At 67.6% G+C, this 23,504-nt stretch carries 21 protein-coding genes; 9 read left to right on the top strand and 12 right to left on the bottom strand.

Features of this window, described 5'->3' with window-relative positions:
- The first annotated feature begins 130 nt into the window (after positions 1–130).
- The 9 genes from HB677_RS00380 to HB677_RS00340 all read left to right on the top strand — a co-directional run bounded on the left by HB677_RS00380 (position 131) and on the right by HB677_RS00340 (position 9,637).
- The gene (locus HB677_RS00380; protein WP_213813677.1) at positions 131–1,285 is read left to right on the top strand and encodes an LLM class flavin-dependent oxidoreductase; all 1,155 of its coding nucleotides are present in this window, start codon (positions 131–133) and stop codon (positions 1,283–1,285) included.
- A complete protein-coding gene (locus HB677_RS00375; protein WP_213813676.1) occupies positions 1,272–1,799 on the top strand; it encodes a GNAT family N-acetyltransferase in 528 nt (175 codons plus the stop codon). Before HB677_RS00380 ends, HB677_RS00375 begins: the two co-directional genes overlap by 14 nt.
- Complete coding sequence (locus tag HB677_RS00370) at positions 1,796–2,299, top strand: GNAT family N-acetyltransferase (RefSeq protein WP_307852411.1); 504 nt, start codon at positions 1,796–1,798, stop codon at positions 2,297–2,299. The genes HB677_RS00375 and HB677_RS00370 overlap by 4 nt, the downstream gene beginning before the upstream one ends.
- Before the next feature lie 127 nt (positions 2,300–2,426).
- Complete coding sequence (locus HB677_RS00365; protein ID WP_213813675.1) at positions 2,427–3,113, top strand: cation transporter; 687 nt, start codon at positions 2,427–2,429, stop codon at positions 3,111–3,113.
- A 181-nt stretch (positions 3,114–3,294) separates the two neighbouring features.
- Complete coding sequence (locus HB677_RS00360) at positions 3,295–4,299, top strand: ABC transporter permease (RefSeq protein WP_213813674.1); 1,005 nt, start codon at positions 3,295–3,297, stop codon at positions 4,297–4,299.
- A 3-nt stretch (positions 4,300–4,302) separates the two neighbouring features.
- Positions 4,303–5,211 (top strand): ABC transporter permease, encoded by a 909-nt coding sequence (locus HB677_RS00355; RefSeq protein ID WP_213813673.1) that lies wholly within the window; start codon positions 4,303–4,305, stop codon positions 5,209–5,211.
- Positions 5,208–6,866 (top strand): ABC transporter ATP-binding protein, encoded by a 1,659-nt coding sequence (locus tag HB677_RS00350; RefSeq protein WP_213813672.1) that lies wholly within the window; start codon positions 5,208–5,210, stop codon positions 6,864–6,866. The genes HB677_RS00355 and HB677_RS00350 overlap by 4 nt, the downstream gene beginning before the upstream one ends.
- Positions 6,863–8,512: an ABC transporter substrate-binding protein gene (locus HB677_RS00345; RefSeq protein ID WP_213813671.1), complete on the top strand. Its 1,650-nt coding sequence runs from the start codon at positions 6,863–6,865 to the stop codon at positions 8,510–8,512. The genes HB677_RS00350 and HB677_RS00345 overlap by 4 nt, the downstream gene beginning before the upstream one ends.
- Before the next feature lie 6 nt (positions 8,513–8,518).
- A complete protein-coding gene (locus HB677_RS00340) occupies positions 8,519–9,637 on the top strand; it encodes an LLM class flavin-dependent oxidoreductase (protein ID WP_213813670.1) in 1,119 nt (372 codons plus the stop codon).
- Positions 9,638–9,796: 159 nt separating this feature from the next.
- Here the strand turns inward: HB677_RS00340 and HB677_RS00335 are convergent, their stop codons facing one another.
- The 12 genes from HB677_RS00335 to HB677_RS00280 form a co-directional block, all read right to left on the bottom strand.
- Entirely contained in the window at positions 9,797–11,176 is a 1,380-nt protein-coding gene (locus HB677_RS00335; RefSeq protein ID WP_213813669.1) for an NtaA/DmoA family FMN-dependent monooxygenase, read from the bottom strand.
- Position 11,177: 1 nt separating this feature from the next.
- Positions 11,178–12,413: an LLM class flavin-dependent oxidoreductase gene (locus tag HB677_RS00330; RefSeq protein WP_213813668.1), complete on the bottom strand. Its 1,236-nt coding sequence runs from the start codon at positions 12,411–12,413 to the stop codon at positions 11,178–11,180.
- Positions 12,410–13,279 (bottom strand): DUF1684 domain-containing protein, encoded by an 870-nt coding sequence (locus tag HB677_RS00325; RefSeq protein ID WP_213813667.1) that lies wholly within the window; start codon positions 13,277–13,279, stop codon positions 12,410–12,412. Before HB677_RS00325 ends, HB677_RS00330 begins: the two co-directional genes overlap by 4 nt.
- 103 nt (positions 13,280–13,382) lie before the next feature.
- A complete protein-coding gene (locus tag HB677_RS00320; protein ID WP_213813666.1) occupies positions 13,383–14,801 on the bottom strand; it encodes an MFS transporter in 1,419 nt (472 codons plus the stop codon).
- A gap of 36 nt (positions 14,802–14,837) precedes the next feature.
- The gene (locus HB677_RS00315; RefSeq protein WP_213813665.1) at positions 14,838–15,815 is read right to left on the bottom strand and encodes a RimK family alpha-L-glutamate ligase; all 978 of its coding nucleotides are present in this window, start codon (positions 15,813–15,815) and stop codon (positions 14,838–14,840) included.
- A complete protein-coding gene (locus tag HB677_RS00310; RefSeq protein WP_213813664.1) occupies positions 15,812–17,158 on the bottom strand; it encodes an amidohydrolase in 1,347 nt (448 codons plus the stop codon). The genes HB677_RS00315 and HB677_RS00310 overlap by 4 nt, the downstream gene beginning before the upstream one ends.
- Positions 17,159–17,291: 133 nt before the next feature.
- Positions 17,292–18,296, bottom strand: a complete 1,005-nt coding sequence (locus HB677_RS00305) for a transporter substrate-binding domain-containing protein (protein ID WP_307852410.1) — start codon at positions 18,294–18,296, stop codon at positions 17,292–17,294.
- Positions 18,297–18,336: 40 nt separating this feature from the next.
- Positions 18,337–19,167, bottom strand: a complete 831-nt coding sequence (locus HB677_RS00300; protein ID WP_213813662.1) for an amino acid ABC transporter ATP-binding protein — start codon at positions 19,165–19,167, stop codon at positions 18,337–18,339.
- Positions 19,164–20,171, bottom strand: a complete 1,008-nt coding sequence (locus tag HB677_RS00295; protein ID WP_213813661.1) for an amino acid ABC transporter permease — start codon at positions 20,169–20,171, stop codon at positions 19,164–19,166. The genes HB677_RS00300 and HB677_RS00295 overlap by 4 nt, the downstream gene beginning before the upstream one ends.
- 324 nt (positions 20,172–20,495) lie before the next feature.
- Positions 20,496–21,638 (bottom strand): FAD-dependent oxidoreductase, encoded by a 1,143-nt coding sequence (locus tag HB677_RS00290; protein WP_307852408.1) that lies wholly within the window; start codon positions 21,636–21,638, stop codon positions 20,496–20,498.
- Entirely contained in the window at positions 21,631–21,939 is a 309-nt protein-coding gene (locus HB677_RS00285) for a rhodanese-like domain-containing protein (RefSeq protein WP_213813660.1), read from the bottom strand. The genes HB677_RS00290 and HB677_RS00285 overlap by 8 nt, the downstream gene beginning before the upstream one ends.
- Positions 21,932–23,416, bottom strand: a complete 1,485-nt coding sequence (locus HB677_RS00280; protein WP_213813659.1) for an NtaA/DmoA family FMN-dependent monooxygenase — start codon at positions 23,414–23,416, stop codon at positions 21,932–21,934. The genes HB677_RS00285 and HB677_RS00280 overlap by 8 nt, the downstream gene beginning before the upstream one ends.
- Positions 23,417–23,504: the final 88 nt, after the last annotated feature.

Below are 23,504 nucleotides of genomic sequence, written 5' to 3'. Positions count from 1 at the left end.
GAAGATGACGCAATGTGACCGAGATTACGAAGTGTGAACCCGGCCCTAGGAGGCGTTCGCGGGCGGTCATAGCGTCGAAGGCGCAGCACGGGAACGAGAGGTTCCCGCACCCCACCGACAGGAGCACCTCATGGGCATCGAATTCCTTGGCATCGCCGGACTCAACGACGGCGGCGAGACCCAGGCGCGATCGGGCGCCAGCTTTGACAAGGACTACACGCTGCGCTTCGCCCGCGCCCACGAGGACAACGGCTGGGACCGCATCCTGTTCGCGTATCACTCGGGAGCGCCCGACCCGGCGACGGCCGCCGCCTTCATCGCGAGCAAGCTCGACCACATCAAGATCCTGCTGGCGCACCGCCCGAACCTCTCGTACCCGACTTACGCCGCCAAGGTGTTCGCCACGCTCGATCAGATCAGCGACGGACGCCTCAACGTGCACTTCATCACCGGCGGATCGACCGCCGACCAGGCCGCCGAGGGCGACCACCTCACGAAGGACGAGCGCTACGAGCGCACGGGCGAGTACATCCAGATCGTCAAGAAGGTCTGGACGTCGAAGGAACCCTTCGACCACGCGGGCAAGTACTACCAGTTCGAGAACTTCGTCTCGGACATCTGGTCGCACCAGAGCCCCCGCCCGCAGGTGTCGTTTGGGGGGTCATCCGCTGCCGCCTACGCCATTGGTGCGGCGGAAGCCGACATCTACGCCATCTGGGGAGAACCGCTGGTGAGCACCGCCGAGCAGATTCAGACGATTACGGATGCCTCCGCGGCCGCGGGCCGCGCCACCCGACCCCGGATCCAGGTGGCCTTCCGTCCGATCCTTGGCGCGACCGAGGAGTTGGCGTGGCAGAAGGCGCACGACATTCTCGGCAAGATCGAGCAGCGCACCGCGGCGGCGGCGCCGAACAACTTCGTGGGCGATCTCAAGCACCCGGAGAACGCGGGATCGCAGCGGTTGCTGTCGATCGCCGAGCAGGGCGACCGCTACGACCGCGCGCTGTGGACGAAGCCCGCCGCGGCCAGCGGTGGTCGCGGCAACTCGAACGCGCTCGTGGGCACCCCGGAGACGGTGGCGGCGGCCCTGCTGGACTACGTCGACCTCGGCGTCGACATCCTCTCGGCGCGCGGCTACGACTTCGTCAATGACACAATCGATTTCGGCCGTTATGTCATTCCGATCGTTCGTGAAGAAGTCGCCAAGCGCGACGCCGCCCGGGCAAAAGTCGAGGCGGAGGCGGCCGACGAAAAGGAGAAGTCGCGTCACCATGCCGCAGCCTGACACCACCACCCGACCCCTCGCCCCCGGCGACAGCTTCCTGCACACGACGCCGGGCGACGCGCTCGCCCGTCCGGTGCTGGAAGACCTCGAGCGCGAGTACGACTCCCGCTACGGCAACCTCTTCGGTGAGCCGGCGTCCGTCGAGATCAACCGCTACCCCAACGAGGCGTTCACCGCGCCGCGCGGCACGTTCCTCCTCCTGCTGCGCGACAACGTCGCCATCGCCGGCGGCGCCTTCATGACCATCGACGACACCACCGTCGAGTTCAAGCGCATGTGGACGCACGCCGACTTCCGCGGCCAGGGGCTCGCGAAGCTCGTGCTCGCCGAGCTCGAGGCAGAGGCGGCCCGCCGCGGATACTCGAAGGTGGTGCTGAGCACCGGTCCGCGCCAGCCCGAGGCCGTGCGCCTGTACCTCGCCACCGGCTACACCCCGCTCTTCGAGGTCGGGGGCGACCCGGAAAAGATCGTCATCCACTACTTCGAGAAGTTCCTCCCGGGAGGCCAGCGGTGACAACGGACGAGCGGCGGGTATCGACCCCGACCATCGAGATCGTCGAGTGGGATGACCCGCGCGCGGTGTCACTCCGCGCGGCCATGGACGCCGAGATCGGGCCGCGGTACGCCGGCAGAAAGTCAGCGGCAACGGCCGAGGAGAACGCCATCATCGATGCCGCCTTCGCGCTCGACCCGCGGGATATCGTCGCGACGTTCATAGCACTGGACGGGGATGTCCCCGTCGCCCACGCTGCCCTCCGCCGCCTCGGCACCGAGTGGGAGCTCAAGCGACTCGTCACCCTCGCCGGATACCGCGGCCGCGGAATCAGCCGGGCGCTCATCGCGTCGGTCGAGCTGGAGGTCGTGCGTCGTGGCGGCAGCCGGGTCATCCTGCAAACCGGCGACAGGCAGCCGGAAGCCGTGGGCCTCTACGAGGCGCTCGGTTACGTGCGCATCCCGACGTTCGAGCCGTACACGGTGTTCTCCGGCTCGATCTGCTTCGCGCACGCCGTCTGACCGGAAGGAGTTTGCCGCGACGCCGGTGAGTCTCCGCTCTTCCGGTAAGTCGGCCCTCGCTGTATGGTCGGCGCATGCTGACAGTTGCCGCGACGGAGGGACGTCCGACCCACTGCGGACCCGGCGCATGACCGCGGCAACGAGCGGCGCCATCGGCGTGCTCGGCCCCGTGCGCAAGCGGCTCCTGCAGCGCCGCATCCGGATCATCGTCGCGGTCACCATCTCGTACAACGTCATCGAGGCGGTCATCGCGCTGTCCGCGGGGACCGCGGCGTCATCGGCCGCACTGATTGGCTTCGGCCTGGATTCCATCGTGGAGGTGCTCTCCGCCGCCGCGGTCGCGTGGCAGTTCGCGGCCCCGGACCCGGAAAAGCGGGAGAAGGTGGCGCTGCGGGTCATCGCCCTGTCGTTCTTCGGCCTCGCCGCGTACGTCGTCGTCGTCGCGGGGCTGTCGCTGACGGGGCTGCGCGAAGCCGAGCACAGCACCGTCGGCATCGTTCTCGCCGCCGTCAGCCTGGCGATCATGCCGATCCTCAGCTGGCTGGAGCGCCGCACCGGCACGGAGCTGGGGTCCGCCTCCGCCATCGCCGACTCGAAGCAGACGCTGATCTGCAGCTACCTCTCGGCCGCGCTCCTGGTCGGCCTGCTCGCCAACTCCCTGCTGGGGTGGGCGTGGGCCGACTCGGTGGCGGCCCTCGTCATCGCCGGATTCGCCATCAAGGAGGGCCTCGAGGCCTGGCGTGGGGATGCCTGCGCCGTGCCGGTCTCCGCACTCACGGGTGAGCGCTCCGTCGAGGCGTGCGACTGCTGCTGACAGCCGCCCCGCGCGAACCTCGCGTTGCAGGGTTTCGCCGCGCCCGCTCGAATATGACGCCTCGTTAAGGAAATGACGACGCGGTTACGCCGCCCCTCGCCCGGATCAGACATCCGATCGAGCCTTGTCAAGTGCCTCCCGGCACTCACACACGGCCGACACGGAGATCCGAAGGAGCGACATGGCGCACGCACGGCGGGAACGAGCAACATCGGCGAACAGCTACGGACGGTACGTCGCGGGACGGGTAGCGCAGGCGGTTCTTGTGGTGTTCGCCGCCTACACGGCGAGTTACCTCATTCTGTGGAGCCTTCCCGGCGACATCATCGCGAACATCACCGGCGGCGACGCCACGGACCTCACGGCGGCACAGATCGCGCAGATCCGACACCAGTGGGGACTCGACCTACCTCTCATCACGCGGTACTTCGACTCGCTGGGTCACGCCTTCACCGGAGACTTCGGTCGATCGTTCACGAGCTCCCGACCGGTGACGGCGCTCATCGCCGAGGCCCTTCCCGCGACGCTGCAGATCGCCACCCTCGGATTCCTTTTCGCCGTGGTTGCCGGGTCGACGGTCGCGATTCTCGCCACCCGGGCACGGTCGCGGTGGCTGTCGAACCTTCTGCTCGGGCTGCCGCCGCTGGCGGTGGCGATCCCGGCGTTCTGGCTCGGACTTCTGCTCATCCAGGTGTTCTCCTTCACCTTCCACCTGTTTCCCGCCACGGGAAACTTTGGACCACAGAGCCTTGTGCTTCCAGCGATCACCCTCGGCATTCCCACCAGCGCGATGATCGCGCAGTTGCTCGCGCAGGGGTTGGCGAAGGCGCTCGATGAGCCGTATTCCGACACCGCCCGGGCAAAGGGAGCAAGCCCGTCCCGGGTGCAGTTCCGGCACGCCCTGCGCAACGCCGCGATCCCCGCACTGACGGTCTCGGGTCTTGTGGTCGGGACACTCCTGTCGGGTTCGGTGGTAACAGAGACGGTGTTCAGCCGAATCGGGCTGGGCCGGCTGACCGCCGAGGCGGTGTCCGCCCAGGATCTGCCCGTCGTGCAGGGAGTGGTCGTCTTCGCCGCCGTCACCTTTGTCGTGGTCAACCTGCTGGTCGACCTCATCTATCCGGCCCTGGATCCGCGCATCATCACCGTCGCGCCCCAGCGCCGTCTCGTTCTGAAGGGAGCCTGAGTCATGTCCGAATTTGCACTCGTTCGCCCCGCGGAGGCCCGTGCGGTCGACGCGACAGTGGCGGATGACTCCGCCGAGCAGTCCACCAGTCGCACACGCTTTGTCGTGGGCTATCTGCGCAGTCGTCCCGGGCTGATCGTCTCCGTCGTGTGGCTGGTGTTGCTGATTGCGGCGTCCGTGGTGCCGACGCTGTTCACCGCGACGGACCCGCTCGCCACCGTCGGAACCGTGCGCACCGCGCCATCCGCTCAGCACATCTTTGGCACCGACCAGATCGGACGCGACCTGTTCACCCGTGTGGTCTACGGCGCCCAGCTCTCGATCCGCGCGGCAGCGGTCGCCATCGGCGTCGGGCTCGTGGTGGGGGCTCTCATCGGGCTGATCGCGGGGTACGTCGGCGGCTGGGTCGATCTCGTGCTCATGCGCATCATCGATGTGTTGCTCTCGATTCCCGGCCTGCTGCTCGCGCTGGCATTCGTCGTCGCTCTCGGATTCGGCACCATCAATGTCGCCATCGCGGTGGGGCTCACGTCGATCGCCACCAACGCCCGGGTGTTGCGCTCGGAGGTGCTGAAGGTCAAGCACAGCGTGTTTGTGGAGGCCGCACACGCGGGAGGGGCGACCCCGGTGCGCATCCTGTTCCGCCACGTGCTGCCCAACTCGGTCATCCCTCTGTTGTCGCTCCTCGCCCTCGATTTTTCTGGCGCGATCCTCGCCATCTCGTCGCTGAGCTTTCTGGGCTACGGCGCACAACCACCCATCCCCGAATGGGGCTCCCTCATCTCGGGCGGACGCGACTTTCTGGCCAGCGCCTGGTGGCTCACCACCGCACCCGGACTCGTGATCGTGGTCACCGTTCTCGCGGGAAACCGGGTCGCTCGCGCGTTCACCGGGGAAGGAACGATCCGATGACACAGCCCACTCCCCTGCTGAGCGTGCGCGATGTGCGCATCGACTACGCGAGTTCACGCACCACCGTGCACGCGGTGCGTGGCGTTGGATTCGACATCTACCCGGGTGAGACGGTCGCCGTTGTGGGTGAGTCGGGATCCGGAAAGTCGACGACGGCCGCGGCCCTCGTGCGGTTGCTTCCGCGAGCCGCGACCGTGACGGCGGGCAGCATCACCTTCGACGGCACGGATATTCTCGCCGCGCGCGAGGCATCCGTTCGCCGCCTTCTTGGACGCCGCATCGGGTACATCCCGCAGGACCCCACCGTCTACCTCAACCCGGTGATGAGGATCGGCGATCAGGTCGCCGAGGTGCTGGTGATTCACAAGCTGGCCGATCGCAAGACCGCGCTCATTTCGGCGATCGAGGCCCTCGCGAACGCCGGCATCGATCACCCCGAGGTGCGGGCACGCCAGTATCCTCACGAACTCTCGGGCGGACAGAAGCAGCGCGTTCTCATCGCGATTGCCCTCGCCGCCCGCCCGGCGCTGGTGGTGGCGGACGAACCGACCAGTGCACTGGATGTCACGGTGCAACGACACATCCTCGACCACATCGGCACCCTCACCCGGGAGCTGGGCGCCGCCGTGCTCCTCATTACCCACGATCTGGGGGTCGCCGCCGACCGGGCGGACCGCATCCTCGTGCTGTCGCAGGGCGAGGTGGTCGAGCACGGTACCCCCGACGAAATACTGGGCAACCCGCAGCACCCGTATACCCGGTCGCTGATTGCGGCCGCCCCCAGTCTGCACACGGCAGGGGGAACTTTTCTCACCCGTGCCCGCCAGGATGTATCGGCGGACGCCCTGTCGCCGACACCGCTGCTGGAGGCGCGCGATCTGGCCAAAACCTTCGGGCGCACGGACGACGCGCCCCGCGCCGTGGACGGCGTCAGCCTCAGCATCGCGCGGGGTCGCACCCTGTCGCTGGTCGGGGAGTCCGGTTCGGGCAAAACGACAACCGCCCGGATCATCCTGCGCCTGGTTGATCCCACCTCCGGAACCGTCGTGTTCGACGGCGAGGACATCACCCAGCTCCGCGGCGAGCGTCTGCGCCAGCTGCGCCGCCGCATCCAGGTGGTCTATCAGAACCCGTTTGCGTCGCTCGACCCCCGGTTGTCGGTCGGCGACATCATCGCGGAGCCGCTGCGGTCGCTGAAGCTCGCCGGTCGTGGCGAGCGCCGAGCCCGCGCCGCGGAGTTGGTCGACCTCGTCGCCCTCCCGGCATCGGCTCTCGCCCGCAAGCCCCGGGAGCTGTCCGGAGGGCAGCGGCAACGCGTCGCCATCGCCCGGGCGCTGTCCGTGTCACCGGAACTCGTTGTGCTCGACGAACCGGTCTCGGCACTCGACGTGCGGGTGCAATCCCAAATTCTCTCGCTACTCGCCGGCCTTCAGGCCGAACTCGGCGTCGCCTATCTCTTCATCAGCCACGACCTCGCGGTCGTGCGCCAGGTGTCCGACGAGGTGGGCGTGCTGTATCACGGCCGACTTGTCGAGAGCGGCTCGACCGACGCGATCTTTGACACCCCCCAGCACGAGTACACGAGAGAACTGCTGGCCGCCATCCCGCGCGGCCCGCGAGAACCCGCCATCACCAGAGGAGAACAACACTCATGACCCACTCACGAATTCGCCACTGGCGCCGCCGCACCGTGGCGATCGCCATCGTTGCCGCATCCGCCACTCTCGCGCTCAGCGCCTGCGCGTCACCCGGACCCGACGCGTCGTCCGCGTCGGACAGCACAACACCGGTGAAGGGCGGCGCTCTCGTCTTCGACATCGCCAACGACCCGATCAACCTCAATCCGCGCGCCACCGGCAGCGGCAATGACACCCTCTACGTGCTGCGCCAGCTCGTTGACTCCCTGACCTCGCAGGATCCCACGACGGGCAAGGTCATCCCCTGGCTCGCACAGAGCTGGACCGCGAACGCCGACGCCACAGCCTTCACGTTCGTGCTGCGGAGCGGAGTCACCTTCTCCGACGGCACTCCCCTCACCGCCGATGTGGTGAAGGCCAATTTCGACGACATCGTCGCCAACGGGGCACAGGCCGCCGGCGCCATCACCGCGCTGCCCGGGTATGTCGGAACGACGGTGAAGGATGACACGACCTTCACGGTCACCTTCAGCAGCCCCAACGGAGCATTCCCGCAGGCGCTGTCATCCCCCTCCCTCGGCATCACCGCCCTCAGCACGCTGAAGGTTCCCTTCGACGACCGCGCAACGGGCGAGGCCATCATCGGCAGCGGACCGTTCACGCTGAAGAGCTACACCAAGAACACGTCGGTCGAGCTCAGCAAGCGCGCTGGATACGCGTGGGCACCGAGCACCTACTCGAACACGGGCGAGGCCTACCTCGACAGCGTCACATTTTCTGTCGTGCCCGAGGCGGGCGTACGCACCGGAAGTCTGACCTCGGGTCAGGTCGACGTGATCGGCGGCGTTCTGCCGCAGGACATCGAGACGCTGCGCTCCAGCAAGCTGCCCCTCATCATCCGGGCGAACCCCGGCCTCAGCTTCGGCCTGAGCCCGTTCGCCTCGCACGCCAAACTCAGCGATGTGAATGTGCGCCTGGCCCTGCTCACGGCGATCGACCGCACGACCGTGCGCGACGCAACGCTCACCCCCGACTTCAAGGTCGCCACGAGCGTTCTTGCCGCGAATACCCCCGGCTACATCGATCTCAGCAAGCAGATCGCCTACGACCCGAAAAAATCGGAACAGCTACTGGATGACGCGGGCTGGAAGGTCGGCTCGGACGGCATCCGGGAGAAAGACGGCGAGAAGCTCAGCCTGACGATCGGCTACATCTCGAACTTCGCAGCCAACCAGTCGGTGCTGGAAATCATTCAGCAGGAACTCAAGACGATCGGCGTCGACGTCAGCCTCGTCAGCGGCACGGTGCCGCAGTATCTCGCGGACTCGGCCGCCGGCAAGTTCGACCTGGTCTACGGCAACCTCTCCCGCGCCGACGGAGACGTGCTCCGTACGCAGTTCTCGGCGGCGATCCCCACGAACACCCGGGGCAACACCGATGACGAGCTGAACTCCCTGCTGGTCGATCAGCTCGCTGTTGCCGACCAGTCGCAGCGCAACACCCTGGCGCAACAGGCATCCGCTCGCATCATCGACCTCGGCTACAACATTCCCGTCGTCGAGCTGACCACGGTCATCGGAACAACCGCCTCCGTACACGGGGTGGTGCTCGGCGCCGACTCACGTCTCGGCTCGCTCGTCGACGCCTACAAGAGCGGGAAGTAGCCGATCATGGTCAAGTTCATTGGTCTGGATCTCATCGCCAACACACCCGACGTCCACGGTCACACCAGCACCACGACGGAGCGACTGACGCAGGTCGTCGACTCGGCTGTGCTGTTCGAGGAACTCGGATTCGACGGGTTCGCGGTCGGTGAACGGCACCACGCGCCGTTTCTCTCCAGCTCGCCGCCCGTGATCCTCAGCCACATTGCCGCCGTCACCTCGAAGATCCGCCTGTTCACCGGCGTCACCCTGCTCTCCGTGCTCGACCCGGTGCGGGTCGCGGAGGACTACGGCACGGTCGATCACCTCTCCGGTGGAAGGCTCGAGCTGATCATCGGCAAGGGCAACGGCCCCGAGCAGACCGAGCTCTTCGGGGTCGGACGACTTGAGGCGTGGGACACCATTCGTGAAAACTACGCGCTGCTGCGCCAGCTGTGGAGCGACCACAAGGTGACCTGGTCGCCCACCCCCGGTCTCACCAACGTCCGCAGTTCGCCGCTCGTCGATGCCCAGGCGTTTCCGCGGCCACTGCAGGAGAAGATCCGCATCTGGCACGGGTCGGCGACCTCCGAGGGCTCGGTCGAACTGGCGGCCGAGTTCGGCGACCCGATCTTCTCGGCGAATGCGATGAACCCGATCACCAAGTACGCGGAGCTCATTCGGCACTACCGCGCGAAGTGGGCTGAGCACGGACGCAATCCCGTGGACGCCCTCGTGGGCGCCGGCCACATCGGCCTGTATGTGACGCGGAACTCGCAGGAGGCGAGGGAGGCGTACCGTCCGATTTACGAGCAATTCGTGGCATCCGTCGCCCAGGCAGACCACTCGTTGCCCGGCACCCGCACCGACTACGACAGCTACGAGGACTTTCTGGAGCGGGGATCGGCGCTGGTGGGGAGCCCGCAGGAGGTCATCGACAAGGTGGGCCGGTATCACGAGCAGTTCGGCTACTCGCTGATTTCGGTGGGTGGGCAGCCGAACGGGTTCACCCACACGCAGTTCGTTGACAGCCTCGAGCTCTTCCAGTCGGATGTCGCGCCGGCGCTGCGCCAGACCATCGCCGACCCGCCGTGGCCGGAGCCGGTCGTCGCTCCCGTGCGGCGTGGGTCGCTCGCCCGCGTCTGACCGGAGGTAACCGCGCGGTAGGCGCGCTCGGGGTAGCAACGCAGAAGGGGCCGTGTCCATCGTGGACACGGCCCCTTCGTCGTTCAACACGCACGTGAGTGCGAGCGTGGATCCAGACGTCGGATCTAGACGTCAATCACCACCGCGGGAAGCGTGGGCTCACGACGCCCGACGCTCAGCCCACGACGTGGTGACGGGCAGCTCGCCGAGCCCGAGAGTCTCGCGCAGGGTGGCACCCGCATATTCGGTGCGCAGCACACCACGCTCCTGCAGGATCGGCACAACCTGGTCGACGAACTCGTCGATTCCGTGTGGCACGACGTTGCCCGACAGCACGTAGCCGTCTGCGGCGCGCGACTGCACAGCCTCGTCCAGCTGCTGGGCAATCTGGGATGCCGTGCCGATGAACTCGTGACGGGTTGTGGCGGCCACCACCAGCTGCCGGATCGAGAGATTCTCAGCCTCCGCGCGGGCGAACCACTCGCGCGCGGTAGCGAGGCGGTCGTCGTGGCGGCGGGCGATGCCCTGGATCACGTCATCGCCATCTGTGGTCGGCACCGCCGGCAGCGGTCCGTCCGGGTCATATCCCGACAGATCGGTGCCCCACACCTGCTGGAGCAGCGCGATCGCGGTCTGCGGGGTTACCTGGGCGAAGCTGATCTCCCGGGCTCGCTCGCGGGCCTCCGCCTCGGTGTCGCCGAGCACAACGCTCGCGCCCGGGATCACCTTGATGCTCTCGGGGTCCCGCCCGATCGCGACCGCGCGGGCCGAGATGTCGCGCTTAAAGGCGCGACCGGCCTCGGGCTCGCTGTGGCGGCTGAACACGACATCGACGGTGCGCACGGCAAAGTCCCGTCCATCGGCGGAGTCGCCGGCCTGAATCAGCACCGGATGCCCCTGCGGGCTGCGCGGCACCGTGAACTGTCCGTGGGTGTCGAAATATTTTCCGGAGTAGCGGTAGTCACCGACATCCGCCCGACTGACAAAGTCAGCACCCGCGCTGTGCAGCGCATTCTCCGGCCAGCTGTCCCACAGCACGCGCGACAGGTCGACGAACTCGCCCGCCCGGTCGTACCGCTCGTCGTACGGCAGGTAGCCACCGCGGCGGAAGTTCTCGCCCGTGAACGCGTCCGCGGAGACCACGATGTTCCAGCCGGCCCGCCCGTTCGAGAGGTGGTCGAGCGAGGCGAGCTTGCGGGCGAGGTCATACGGCTCGTTGAACACCGCGCTTGCCGTGGCGACAAGCCCGATGTGCTTGGTTACTCCTGCCACGGCAGCGAGCACTGTCAGGTTGTCGGGACGCCCCGCGACATCCAACTCGTGTAGCTGGCCGTTGCGCTCGCGCACCCGCAGCCCCTCGGCGAGGAAGAAGTAGTCGAAGAAGCCGCGCTCAGCCGTCTTCGCAACGTGTTCAAAGGTGTCGAAATCGATCTGGCTTCCGGCCGTGGGATCTCCCCACACCGTGTAGTGGTTGACTCCGGGCACCCCGGCCGCGAGGTGCACCTGACGCTTCGCTGGCGTGCCGGTCTTCTCAGTCATCTCAGTTCTCCGTGTTCTGTGCTGTGCTGGCGGAGCGCGGCGCGGTGGCGGTCGCGTACCGGTTGGCGGGGCGGTCAAGCCCGAGGTGTCCTCGCAAGGTGTCGCCTTCATACTCGTGACGGAATATGCCCCGTCTCTGAAGTTCCGGAACCAGCTGGTCGGCAATCGCGGGCAGGTCCAGGTGAGCGGATGCCGGGCGCAGGCGATATCCCTCGATACCGGCGTCACGCCACTCCTCAAGCAGATCTGCCAGCTCAGAAGCCGACGCGGCAACGATGAACGCGTCACTCACGTACGCGGCTCCGTCGAGCTCGTTCCAGCGTTCCAGCCGGGTGGACGCCGCTGCGCTCGTGGCGTCGATCAGCACAACGAGGTCGGCGAAGATCCGCAGCGGCGGGAGGGTACGTCCGACCTCGATCTCCAGCTCGCGCACCTCGGCCACGATGCGGGCGGCATCCTCCGTCGAGGTCGGGGTGACGAACAGCACGTCCGCCCCGCGGGCGGCGAGGCGGTACGGAACCGTCGCGTGCCCGAGTGCCGTGACCACCACCTGTCCCTGCGGAGGTCGCGGGGTGATGGATGGACCGGCGATGCTGAAGGAGCTCGACTCGAAGTTCACGTGGTGTACCCGGTCGCGGTCGAAGAAACGTCCCGTCGGGACATCCCGAATCACCGCGTCGTCATCCCAGCTGTCCCACAACCGGCGAACAACCTCGATCACGTCGACCGCCTCGTCGAACTGACGCGCGATCTGCGCCTGCCCCTCCGGCGTGCGGTACCAGTCGAGGGTCAGCTCGAAGGTCTCACGGCGTCCGAAGTTCTCGGACTCGCGGGCACCGCCGGCACGCACACGCCAGCCGGCGCGACCGCGGCTGGCGAAGTCGACGGTGGCGAGCGCCGACGCGAGGTGGAACGGCTCCGTCTGCAGGGTGTCGGTCGACGGCACGAGTCCGATGCGGGTGGTCTCGGGGGCGATGCGGGCGGCCAGTTCGACGGCGTCGAGACGGCCGGTTACGTGGTCGGTGCGGTCGTCGTGGGTGAATGCCGCGCCGGTCTGGAGGGCGAACGAGTCCTCGATGGTGACGAAGTCGAGCAGCCCGCGTTCGGCGGTGGCTACCTGCTCGATCCAGTAGTCGGCGCCGAAGAGGGCCGCCGGGCGAACCCGCGCGTCCTTCCACGCCCACGGGTGCCAGCCGGCGCCGTCGAGGGCGACCGAGAGGTGGAGGTGCTCACTCATGACGCCGCCCCTCCGCGCTCGGTCGGAATCTTCTCGCCCGCGGTGATGGCGACCGCCAGGCGGTTCTCCGCTGGCGGCAACGGGCACGTCGCGAAGTCGGTGTAGGCGCAGGGGAGGTTCGTCGACCGGTTGAAGTCAACAACGACCCGTCCGTCGGCGTCCGGGGCGTCAATGTTCAGCGCGCGGTTCGCGGCATACGTCGTGATGCCGCTGGTCGCATCGGTGAAGAGCACGAGGAGGCTTCCCGGGGCGTGACCGTTGAACGCCGTGAGCGACATGCTCTGGCCGTCGATTTCGACCTGCACGACGCCCGGCGCCTCGTACACGTGCAACAGGCCCTCCACCGCGGCTCCCACCGTCACCTCCCGCGGCTGATCGAAGGGCACGAACCGCCCCTCCACCTTCCAGCCCGGGTCGGGCGCATAGGTGGGTGTGCCCACATACTCCGTGCGAAGGACATGTTCGGGATGCCTCGGGCGCAGAATGTCATGTCCGCCTCGCCGGGCGACCTCGAGGGCGGCGTCACCGGAGCTGGCGAGGCGACTGCCGCGCTCGGCGATTACGCCGAACTCGTAGCGACCGGTCACTTCGGCGTCCTGGACAACGAGCGACTCGCCCGCCTCGAGTTCGACCACCGGGCCGGCTTCTCCCGTCGACCAGAGTCCCGGGGCGTCGTCGAACCGTGTGGGGTCCTTCGTCAGCCAGTGCAGCCCAGTGATCGCGAGGAAGCCGTGTTTGTCGGCGCGCTGCTCCTCGTGTCGGGCGTGCCACCGCAGCCACTCGGCGGCAAAGTCAGCCGTGCCGGTAGGGGCGGGTGACGCGGAAATGCGCTGCGCCTGCGTGAGGGTGTCCGTGTGAGTCGTCATGGCCTGACGCTAGTTCGCAGGAGTGCCTCACCGGACGAAATATGACATTCGCCGCAATCAACGAAACATGACGTAATGTTGTCGCGGCCGACGCGCTGGAGTACTAAGAAATCGGCAGTTTCCACCGCGCGCAGGAGGCGGCGAAGGCGATCCCCAGCAGCACAGCGCAGGCGAGCAACCCGAGCCGCAGCCCCTCGACTGAGGCCGCGTGCGCGCCCCCACCGCCCGACAGCACCAGCCCCGTGACAAGCGCGACACAGAACGTGGCACTCAGGCGCTGGCTGAGCTGCAGGAACGAGGCGGCGACACCGTGGAACGGGGCAGCCGAGAAGCCAAGCGTGACAGCGCGCAGGGGCGGCTCGAGCAGCCCGGATGCGATTCCCACCACCACCTCGAACGTGGTGAACGCAGCGAGCAACGCCCCGCCCTCCACGGTGTCGCTCACGCTCACCAGAGTGATTACCGCGGCGACCTGCACGGCGAGTGCCACGGTGATCAGCACCGGGCCGACGCGCGCGAACACCCGCGAGCTGAACGAGGAGGCGACGACGCGCGCCGCGGCGCCCGGGATCAGCACGAGCGCGGCGCCCAGTGCCGACAGACCAACTCCCTGCAGCAGAAAAATGGTCAACACGGTCCCCTGGCCGAGGGCACTTCCAAACCAGGTCAACGCGATCACGTTGCCGCGAATGAATCCCCGCGACCGCATGAGCGCCGGAACGAACAGCGGCACCCGTCCGCGGCGCGAGTACCGACGCTCCCAGAACACGAGCGCCACGATCAGTGCGACGCTGGCGACCACGATGGTCGCGATTCCCGTTGACCCCATGCCGGGATCAATCACCGGCATGGTCACGATGAGCACGAGCGCGGCAACACCGGCAACGCCCGGCAGGTCCAGGTCGACCCGGCGCGGCTGGCGGGCGACCGCGGGGATAAACCTGATGGCCAGAACGAGAGTCGCCGCAATGAACGGAACGTTGAGCAACAGGATGGCACGCCAGGCCACGTCAGCGGGCAGAATGCCCAGCAACGCTCCCGTGGCAAGAGGACCAACCACCGCGGCGGCGGCACCAGCAACGGTGTACGCGGCGAGCGCCCTCACCCGCCGCGCTCCCGCGAACCTGTCCTGGATGATTCCGAGCACCTGGGCGCTGACCAGCCCCGCGCCGATCCCCTGAGCCGCCCGCGCGCCCACCGCGACCCAGATGGTGGGAGCGAAGCCGGAGAACAACGCCCCGGCGAGAAAGAGCACAAGGCCCACGAGAAACAGCGGACGCCGACCGTACGCATCCCCGAGCCGGCCGCCCGGAACCAGCCCGACCCCGAAGGTCAGCGAGTAGGCGGCGAGAAACCACTGGATACCGCTCGTCGGTGCCGCGAGGGAGTCTGCGAGCGAGGGCACGGCGTAGGTGACGACCGAGGAGTCGAGCAGGGTGGCGAACCCGGCACCCACGCAGCACACGAGCGCGAGCGTGTCGTGACGCGACGCGTCGGTGCGGGCACGCGCTGACTGGGTCACGTCGAATCTCCGTCTCTGGGTGTTCTGGCTATGACGCTACCTGGCCGTCGGATACTCCTCGCGCAGCACCCTCCCCAGCAACCGCGCGATCTGGCGGGGACCCGACCGTGGCGCAACAGCCTCCACGTCCGCGTTGTAGTTCGTGTTGGTGTTGACGTCATACGTCACCACGCGGCCATCCACGGTCTCGATGAACTCGATGCCGGCGACCTCGATACCGTGCGCCCGGGTGAACGCGCGGTACTGCTCGACGACGGGATGCTCGAATCCCTCCCGCAGGGCAAACAGTTTCTGCCCGGCGCCGGGCTTGATGGTGGCACCCGGTGGCGTGATGAGCGCGCCGGTCGTGGCATCCACTTCACACGCGTCCGCGGGGCACAACTGGTATCCGCCGCGGGCCGTGTCCGCCGTGATGGCGTACACCAGCTCACCGTCGACGATTTCAACGCGGGTGATGCGAGGCTGGGCCGGGGCCAGGTATTCCTGCACGAGGGTGATTCCGTCCTGCGGCTCCTCGAAGTCGTCCGAGTTCACCCAGGCGTCGAGCTCAGCGACACTGTCGAAGCGATGAACGCTGAGGCCCTTGCCGCCCTGGTTGTGCTTGGTGATGAAGGGCGTCGGAAAGGTGCGGGCTGCCTCCACGATGTGCTGGCTGCCGATGACGGCACGGGTGCGCGGCACGTCGATGCCGAATGCTTTGAGCGCCGTGAGCTGGTCGACCTTGCTGACCTCGAGCTCAAGTACCCGCCGTCCGTTGACCGTGCGGCGGCCGTGAGCCTCCAGCCAGTTGAGCACGGAGCGGGTGTATTCCTTGGTCAGGCCGTGCCCGCGGGTGTGTGACGACGCGCTGATGCGCGACCAGAAGATGCCGTCGGGTGGAACCTCGTCGAGGTCGAGCACGCCGTCGACGAGCAGCCACTCGACGACCGGCACTCCCTCGGCTTCGAATGCCGCGCGGAACGGGCCGAACCACTCGGGGTTCTCGTGGAGTGCGTACACGACTGGTGTCGTCATGAGAAGTACCTTTCAACATCGATAACTCCGCCGGCCTCGACAAAGTCGCGGTCGACGGCGGCCCGCAGGTGCGGGTCGGCGAGATAGTCAAGAGCGGTGAGGGCGAGCCCGTATGCCCCGTCGAGCGCGGCGCGGTCTCCCGCGGGCGACCGGGCGTACTCGGCGAACTCTGCGGTGTGCAGCGCCACGTCCGGTGGGCTCACCGCGATCGTGGGATGAATGCCCGGCACCCGCACGCTCACGTTGCCAAAGTCGGTGGATGCCGCCAGTTCGCTGGGCACCACGGCCCGGGTCAGCACTTGGCGCCCACGCTCGGCCTGTCGCACAGCCCAGCGCTCACCCAACGGACCGTTGAACCGGGTGGGCAGCGTGTACGGCTGTGGATCCCACTCGAGAGTGAACCCGGTGCCCGTCGCGAGCGCCGCCCCGGCCGCGATGTCTTCCAGACGCAGGCTCAGTTCGGCAAGCGTGGCGGCATCCGGGGAGCGCAGGTAGTACTCGATGGTTGCGGACTGCGGAACGATGCTGGGCCTGTCTCCGCCGGCGGTGATGATGCCGTGCACCCGGTCGCCGGGTGGCAGGTGCTGGCGCAGAAACCCGACTGCCTGGTAGTTGAGCGCGACGGCGTCGAGCGCGTTGCGTCCCATGAACGGGGCAGCGGACGCGTGCGCGGCCACACCCGTGTGCGTCACTCGCAGAATACGCCGGCCGATGAACGGATGATCGAGCGCGTCGTAGCCGAAGGGATGCACCATGATCGCGGCATCCACTGCGTCGAACGCACCGCCGCGCGCGAGCAGTTCCTTGCCGCTGTTGCCCTCCTCGGCGGGCGTGCCCAGCAGCACCACGCGCCCGGGAAGCCGGTCGGCGATGCTCGCCAGCGCGAGAAAGGCGCCGACCGCGCTCGCCGCAATGATGTTGTGGCCGCAGCCGTGACCGATGCCGGGCAGCGCGTCGTACTCCGCGAGAATTGCGATGGTCGGCCCGGCGGGGTCACCGATCTGGGCCATGAAGGCAGTCTCAAGACCAAATACACCAACGGACGAGTGGATGCCCCGGGCCGCGAGCGTCCCGACGATGCTCTGCACACTCTCCACCTCATGAAACGCCTCCTCGGCGAGGGCGAATATCCGTTGCGAGAGCGCTACGGTCTCGCCGGCGATGTCGTCAACGGCCGCGCGCACCGCCGTGGCGAGATCGGCGGGAGCGCCGCCGTACGGCGATGTGACCGGCACGGCGGCGCGGGCGGCCTTTTCGGTGCGAAGAGTCTGCGCCTCCAGGTAGGTGGTGCTCGGCGTCGTGGGAAGCGACGACGGGACGCGCGGTGTGCCTGCTGCAGCCATGGTGCCTTCCTGTCGTGGAGGTTCGGGGATCAGATCCGGTCATGAATTCGGCCGCTGCACGTCCCGAGGAGGGGAGGCGCAGCGGCCGAAGGCGTTCACGTGTCGCGATGCAGAGCAGTCACCACGGCACGAGTTACTGGTTGGTGATCGGCAGTCCGGGAGGGTTGATCTCGGACTTGGCAACAGCCTCATTGGTGAGGTTGTAGGCCTCGAGCCACGTGGCGTACTGGCCGTTGTCGATCAGGTAGTTGATCGCGGCAGCCAGGGGTTCGGCGAGACCGCTGTCCTTCTTGGTGGTGGCGGCGATCAGGCCCTGCAGCGACTCGCCGGCCCCGGAGAACGTGCCGGCGGCGCGGGTCGGGTTTGCCGACTTGGCGTCCTGCAGCGCGTGGTAAGCGATTCCCGGGTTCGGGCCAAACGAGGCGTCGATCTTTCCGGAGTTCAGTGCGAGGTACGTCGAGTTGGCGTCCGGGTAGTACTTGATCTCGAGCTTCTTGCCCTCGGCCTTGAGCTTGGTCTGCCATTCGAGCAGCAGCTTCTCCTGGTTGGTTCCGGCGCTCACGGCGACGGTCTGGTCAGCGAGGTTCTCGTAGTCGCTGTCGAAGTTCCACGCGCTGTCCTTCAGCACCTCGAAACCGAGGTTGTCCTGGCGGTACGAAGCGAAGTCGTACTTCTCCTTGCGCTGCTCGGTGTCGGTGATGTTCGAGAATCCGGCGTTCGTGGCACCGGTGTCGATCCCGACGAACAGGTTGTCCCACGTGGCGTTCTTGATCACGGGTTCGAGGCCGAAGACCGCGGCGACGAGACGACCGAGGTCGGGCTCCGCTCCGGTCAGTGTCTTCTGGTCGTCGCCGGTGAACGCCAGCGGCGGGAAGCCTGCAGGCAGCGCGCCAACGCCGATAACGAACTTGCCGCTCTTAATGACGGACTCGGGCAGCTGCTTGCGAATCGAGTCGACCTGATCGACCTTGATGACGGTCTTGGTGCCTGCGTCCGCGGCGAAGTCTGCGACGGTGACCGATCCCTTGGTTGATTCGGCCTCCGCTCCGGATGAGCAGGCGGCGACGGCCGTGACCAACGACGCGGCGAGTATGAGGGTTCCGGCTGTACGCAACAGTCGGGCTGTGTTCGAGGGCACGTTTCTCCTTAGGTGCTGTGGTTCGTGGTGGGGACGGTCTTCACAGCACTTTGCTGAGGAAGTCTTGGGTGCGGCGCTCGCGCGGACGGTCGAGTACGTCCTCGGGACGGCCCTGCTCGACGATCCGCCCCTCATCGAGAAACACGATCCAGTCGGCACACTCGCGGGCGAAGCCGATTTCATGGGTGACGACGATGAGTGTTGTGCCGCCTCCGGTGAGCGTGCGGATGACTCCGAGGACCTCGCCCACCAGTTCCGGATCGAGCGCCGACGTGGGCTCGTCGAAGAGGATCAGCTCCGGATCGAAGGCCAGAGCGCGGGCGATGGCCACCCGCTGCTGCTGTCCGCCCGAGAGCTGCCGCGGATACGCGGACTGCTTGTCCGCAAGCCCCACCCGCTCCAGCAGTGTGCGAGCCAGCTCGCGGGCGGCCTTCGGCTTGATGCCGAGCGAAATGGGCGCCTCGACGATGTTCTCGAGGATGGTGAGGTGCGGGAACAGGTTGAAGTTCTGAAAGACGAATCCGATTTTCGAGCGCTGGCGCAGGATCTGCTTCTCGTGCAGCTCCTTGAAGCGATCTCCGACGACGCGCACGCCGACCAGTTCGTCGCCGACGACCACGTATCCCTCATCGAGCTTTTCGAGATGGTTGATCGCGCGCAGCAGGGTGGACTTGCCGGAGCCCGACGGACCGAGGATCACTGTCACCGTGCCCTTCTTCACCGTGAGGTCGACGCCCTTGAGTACCTGGCGGTCACCGAACGACTTGGTCGCGTTGTGAATCTCGACGGCCGTGGTCGGGTCACCGGCGGCGGCGGTTGCCGCGGCTGTGTCGACGGCGGTCGAGGTCTGGGCGGGAGCTGACGTGGTCATAGGGAGTCTCCTCGGAGTGAGTTCGCTGCGGCACGAACGCGCTGGAACGGGGTGAGCGGCAGCGCGGTGCGGGTCGTGCCTCGCGCGTAGAAGCGCTCGACGTAGTACTGGATGATCGAGATCGCGCTGGTGAGGATCAGGTACCAGATGGTCGCCACCACCAGCAGCGGGATGATGTCCGTCGGATACGTGCTGCCGAGGTTCTGCACCACACCAAACAGGTCGAGCAACGACACGTAGAACAGCAGCGAGCTCGCCTTGAGCAGACCGACGATCTGGTTGACGTAGGCCGGCACGATCGACCGCAACGCCTGCGGCAGAACGATCCGGGTGAACTGCCGCCGGCGCGGGATGCCGAGCGACTTCGCCGCCTCGTGCTGTCCCTGGTCGACGGCGAGCAGACCCGACCGCACCACCTCGGCCGAGTACGCAATCTCGCTGAGGCTCAGCCCGATGACCCCGAGGGTCAGGTCGCTCAGCAGGGTGAACGTTTGCACCTCGAACTGAGGACCGAAGGGGATGCCGATGCCGATCGTGGGATACAGGCTGCCCAGGTTGTAGAGAAAGATGAGCACGAGGATGAGCGGCACCGAGCGGAACACCCAGATGTAGAGCCAACTCGCACCGCTGAGGATGGGGTTGCCCGACAGCCGGCCAAGAGCGACCACGATTCCGCCGAGAAAGCTGACGACCGCGCTGATACCCGTGGCCAGCAGGGTTAGCTGCAGCCCGGCGAGAATGGCGGGGCTGAAGAACCACTTGCCGACCTTCGCCCACTCCCACGCCGGGTTGGTGAAGAGCGTCTGCCCGAAGTTCAGCAGTACGACGAGCACGAGTGCGGTGATGACCCAGCGCACCGGGTGACGCAGGGGAATCACGCGACGCTCGGCGAGCGCTCTGAGGTTCACACCCTCCGGTACGGCGTTAGCCGACACGGTGGGGCGTCCGTCGGCATCGGCGGTGGCGTTGTTCTGGTCAGTCCGCGGCGGGGTTGTCGTCGTCAACGTTCGCTCCTCTCGTGCAAGTAGTCGTTGTGGGTGAATGGGGCGGGTGCTGCATACAGCCGCGTCGCAATATCAGCGGTGTGTATGTAGCGACGGTAGAACGGCGTCATTGCGCGGTCACGCGTGCCCCTTCACGGAGCGTCACACGCGTCATGAAGCGCAACATCGTTGACGTGGCGACGCGGATCGGGAGACTATTCGCCCCCGAAACCACGAATGCCCCGCACCGGGAGGGTGCGGGGCATTGCGGGGGACGTGAGGTGGGGCGGCAGGGAACGCAGGGCCCGCGGCGAAACCGAGGGGCGGATGCCCCGGGCCGGTGGGTCAGCGCCGGGAACGCAGCCCGAACAGGGCGGGCGCCGGCGCAGAGTCATCCACCAGGTCCGCCAAAATCCGGCCGACGGTGGGAGTGAACTTGAAACCGTGGCCCGAGAACCCGGCGCCGACCACGACGGGACCGACCCGGTCGAGCACGAAGTTCGAGTCCGCGGTCGTCGTGTAGGTGCAGCTGATCGGCACGAAGTCGTCCGGATCTGTGCCCGGCAGCCACTCGCGGGCGTAGCGCTGCAGCGCCGCGAGCTGGGCAGGCTCCGGCAGCCACGTGCGGGCGTCCGGATCGGTGAGGGGGCCGCTGCCGTGCCACCCGGCTTTCACGCCCTCGCCCGGGGTGAACATGCCGTAGATGCCCGTGTACCACCAGTCGTAGTCGGCGGACGTCGGGTCGGGCGCGTGATTGAACCCGGGCCACACGATGTCGGGGTCGCGCACCGCGAAGTGGGCGGGCTGCTCCTGCGTGACGACGAGCGACGGCAGTTCGAGCACGTCGCCGAGAAGCTTCTGCGTCCACGCGCCCACGGTGACGACGGCGCGGCGGGCGACGATGGTCTCCTCGCCGGTGGGCGTCTCGATCAGCACGCTCACCCGGTCGTCGCCGAGCACGCGCACCGAGAGAACGCGGGCACCGTGCCGCACCTGCGCGCCATGCGTGACCGCGGACGCCTGCAGCGCGGCGACTGCGGCATCCGCGTTGAGCCGGCCGGCCTCGGGCGTGTAGAGCACGGTCGTGTCGAAGCGGATGCCGGGCCACCGACGCTCCGCCTCGGCCACCGACAGCGCCTCCGACGGAATGCCCGCGGCACTCAGGGCCTCATGAATCAGCGGGAAGTCGGGGTTGTTACCGTGATTGGCGATCCCGGTGAGCTCGAGCACGGGAAGCCCGGTCTCACCCTCGAGCCCGCGCCACAGCGGCAACGCCTCGCGCAGCATCGCCACGTAGGTCGGGTCAGCGTAGGAAACGTTGAAGTTGCGGGATGCCCCGTGCGAGGCCCCGTTCTTGTGCCCGGGTTCGAACCGCTCGAGCAGCAGAACGTCAACTCCCTTCAGGGCGAGCGCGCGGGCAGTTGCCGACCCCATGGCGCCGCCACCGATGACGACGGTGTCGACGTCGAGGCGGGACAGCTCACTCAACGCCGGCAGCCCGCAGCGCGTCGAACCCACCGTCGACGTGGTCGACGTGGCTGAAACCCTGCTCGTCGAGGAAGTTCACGAACGGCCCGGAGCCGTCGATGCTGCCGCAGAACACGACGATGTCGCGGTCGGGAGCGGTGCGGGCGGCGAACGCGGCGACCTCGTCCTTCGCGACGATGGTCGCGCCGGTGATCGTTCCGGCGGACTCGCGCCCGGCCTCGCTGCGGACATCCACGAGCAGCGCGCCACCCTCGATGCGTGCGCGGGCCTGGTCGGCGGAAATGGGGGTGAGGTCAGCCACGGGTTCGTCCTTCGAATGTCGGTAGAGCGGATGAAAATGGTGCGGATGTCACGGGTGGCACCGGGGTCGTCACCGACCGGCTCGGAACCGCCGGCAACCCCAGGTGATCGCGCAACGTTGCGCCCTCGTACCCGTGCGGAAAGAGACCACGGCGCGTGAGTTCGGGAACCACCAGTGAGGCAAACGTATCGAATTGTTCGCCCACGAAGGCCGAGAGAATGGTGAATCCGTCGACGGCGCGGCCGCGGAACCACAGCTCGATGTGGTCGGCGACATCGGTGACGGATCCGACGAGCACCGGCGCCGGAACCGCGTGGGCCACGAGCAGGTGCCGGTACGTGACCGGGCGTTCCCCGCCAATGGTGCGGCCCGAGCGTTCGCGCACCACCTGCAGAAGCGCCTTGCCGAGGCTGCTGAATCGTCCGGCGCTGCGGGCGGGCACCTCCAGGTCGAGCGGCACGCCCGCCAGTTGCACGCCGAGCACGCTCGACAGTCGTTTGATGGTGCGGTTCGTCGGGAGGGGCGCCACCGCGGCCGCGCCATCCGACTCTTCGACGACGACCAGATCCACCAGGCGGTCGTAGATCTCCCACGCCCCGGCGCGGGTGGGCGCGACGATGGGCAGCAGCGGGCTGATGATGACGAACTCCTCCGGTTCGCGGCCGGCGAGTGCGACCTCGTTCTTGGTGGAGCGGTAGGACTCGACTGCCTCGTCGAACGTGCCGGGCGAGACGAACGAGATGTCCGCTTCCCGGGTGGCGAGGTCGCGGGCGTTGGGTGCGGTGCCGGCGACGGCGATGGGCGGATGACCCTGCGGGGGTCGCACCACGTTCAGCGGTCCCCGGGCCGCGTGCACCTGGCCGACGTAATCGAGGATGTGGAGGCCCGCGGCGTCGATGAGCCGGCCGGTCGCGGCATCCGCTATGAACGCGTCGTCGTCCCAGCTGTCCCAGAGGCCGCGGAGAATCTCGACGAATTCACCCGCGGAGCGGAAGCGGTCGGCGTCGCTGTGTACGGTGGCCCACCCGAAGTTTGCTGCGGAGCGGATCTCGGCGCTGCTGGCGACCGACAGGCCCGCGCGCCCAGCGCTGAGGATGTCGAGGGAGGCGGACGAGCGGGCGACGGTGTACGGCTCGGAGTGCGCGGAGTTGGCGGTGGCGATGAGGCCGATCCGCTCGGTCACGGCGGCGAGATAGTTCACCGCGGCGAACGGCTCGATGCGGGCGAGGAGGTAGGGGTCGGTCAGCTCGAACTCGGCATCGGTGGCGAGCCAGTCACCGAAGTAAAGGAACTGCAGTCCCGCGGCCTCGGCCGTGTGAGCGATCGCCCGGAGCGCTGCCGGGTCATTCAGCGGATCCCTGTGCGCACCCGGGTACCGCCAGCCCGATGGCCACGCGCCGAGCGTGCGGACGGTCGCACCGAGAATCACGTGTCCGTCGCGGGCGGGTTCGGAGGAGGGAGTGACGGGTGTCGGCATGCTTCGACGGTAGGCAGCTGCCGGCCGGAGGGCGACCGTCGCGGTCACACTCCGTAAGAGGCTGACCCATTTCGCAATGTTGCCCCGC

The sequence above is a fragment of the Glaciihabitans sp. dw_435 genome (assembly GCF_018449675.1).
Taxonomy (GTDB): Bacteria; Actinomycetota; Actinomycetes; order Actinomycetales; family Microbacteriaceae; genus Glaciihabitans.
Note: the sequence above shows the minus strand (reverse complement) of the source record. Positions and strands in the feature narration are given on the sequence as shown.

Coding starts and splice junctions, on each gene's coding strand:
- HB677_RS00380 (WP_213813677.1), top strand. CDS start 131: ATGGGCATCGAATTCCTTGGCATCGCCGGACTCAACGACGGCGGCGAG.
- HB677_RS00375 (WP_213813676.1), top strand. CDS start 1,272: ATGCCGCAGCCTGACACCACCACCCGACCCCTCGCCCCCGGCGACAGC.
- HB677_RS00365 (WP_213813675.1), top strand. CDS start 2,427: ATGACCGCGGCAACGAGCGGCGCCATCGGCGTGCTCGGCCCCGTGCGC.
- HB677_RS00360 (WP_213813674.1), top strand. CDS start 3,295: ATGGCGCACGCACGGCGGGAACGAGCAACATCGGCGAACAGCTACGGA.
- HB677_RS00355 (WP_213813673.1), top strand. CDS start 4,303: ATGTCCGAATTTGCACTCGTTCGCCCCGCGGAGGCCCGTGCGGTCGAC.
- HB677_RS00350 (WP_213813672.1), top strand. CDS start 5,208: ATGACACAGCCCACTCCCCTGCTGAGCGTGCGCGATGTGCGCATCGAC.
- HB677_RS00345 (WP_213813671.1), top strand. CDS start 6,863: ATGACCCACTCACGAATTCGCCACTGGCGCCGCCGCACCGTGGCGATC.
- HB677_RS00340 (WP_213813670.1), top strand. CDS start 8,519: ATGGTCAAGTTCATTGGTCTGGATCTCATCGCCAACACACCCGACGTC.
- HB677_RS00335 (WP_213813669.1), bottom strand. CDS start 11,176: ATGACTGAGAAGACCGGCACGCCAGCGAAGCGTCAGGTGCACCTCGCG.
- HB677_RS00330 (WP_213813668.1), bottom strand. CDS start 12,413: ATGAGTGAGCACCTCCACCTCTCGGTCGCCCTCGACGGCGCCGGCTGG.
- HB677_RS00325 (WP_213813667.1), bottom strand. CDS start 13,279: ATGACGACTCACACGGACACCCTCACGCAGGCGCAGCGCATTTCCGCG.
- HB677_RS00315 (WP_213813665.1), bottom strand. CDS start 15,815: ATGACGACACCAGTCGTGTACGCACTCCACGAGAACCCCGAGTGGTTC.
- HB677_RS00310 (WP_213813664.1), bottom strand. CDS start 17,158: ATGGCTGCAGCAGGCACACCGCGCGTCCCGTCGTCGCTTCCCACGACG.
- HB677_RS00300 (WP_213813662.1), bottom strand. CDS start 19,167: ATGACCACGTCAGCTCCCGCCCAGACCTCGACCGCCGTCGACACAGCC.
- HB677_RS00280 (WP_213813659.1), bottom strand. CDS start 23,416: ATGCCGACACCCGTCACTCCCTCCTCCGAACCCGCCCGCGACGGACAC.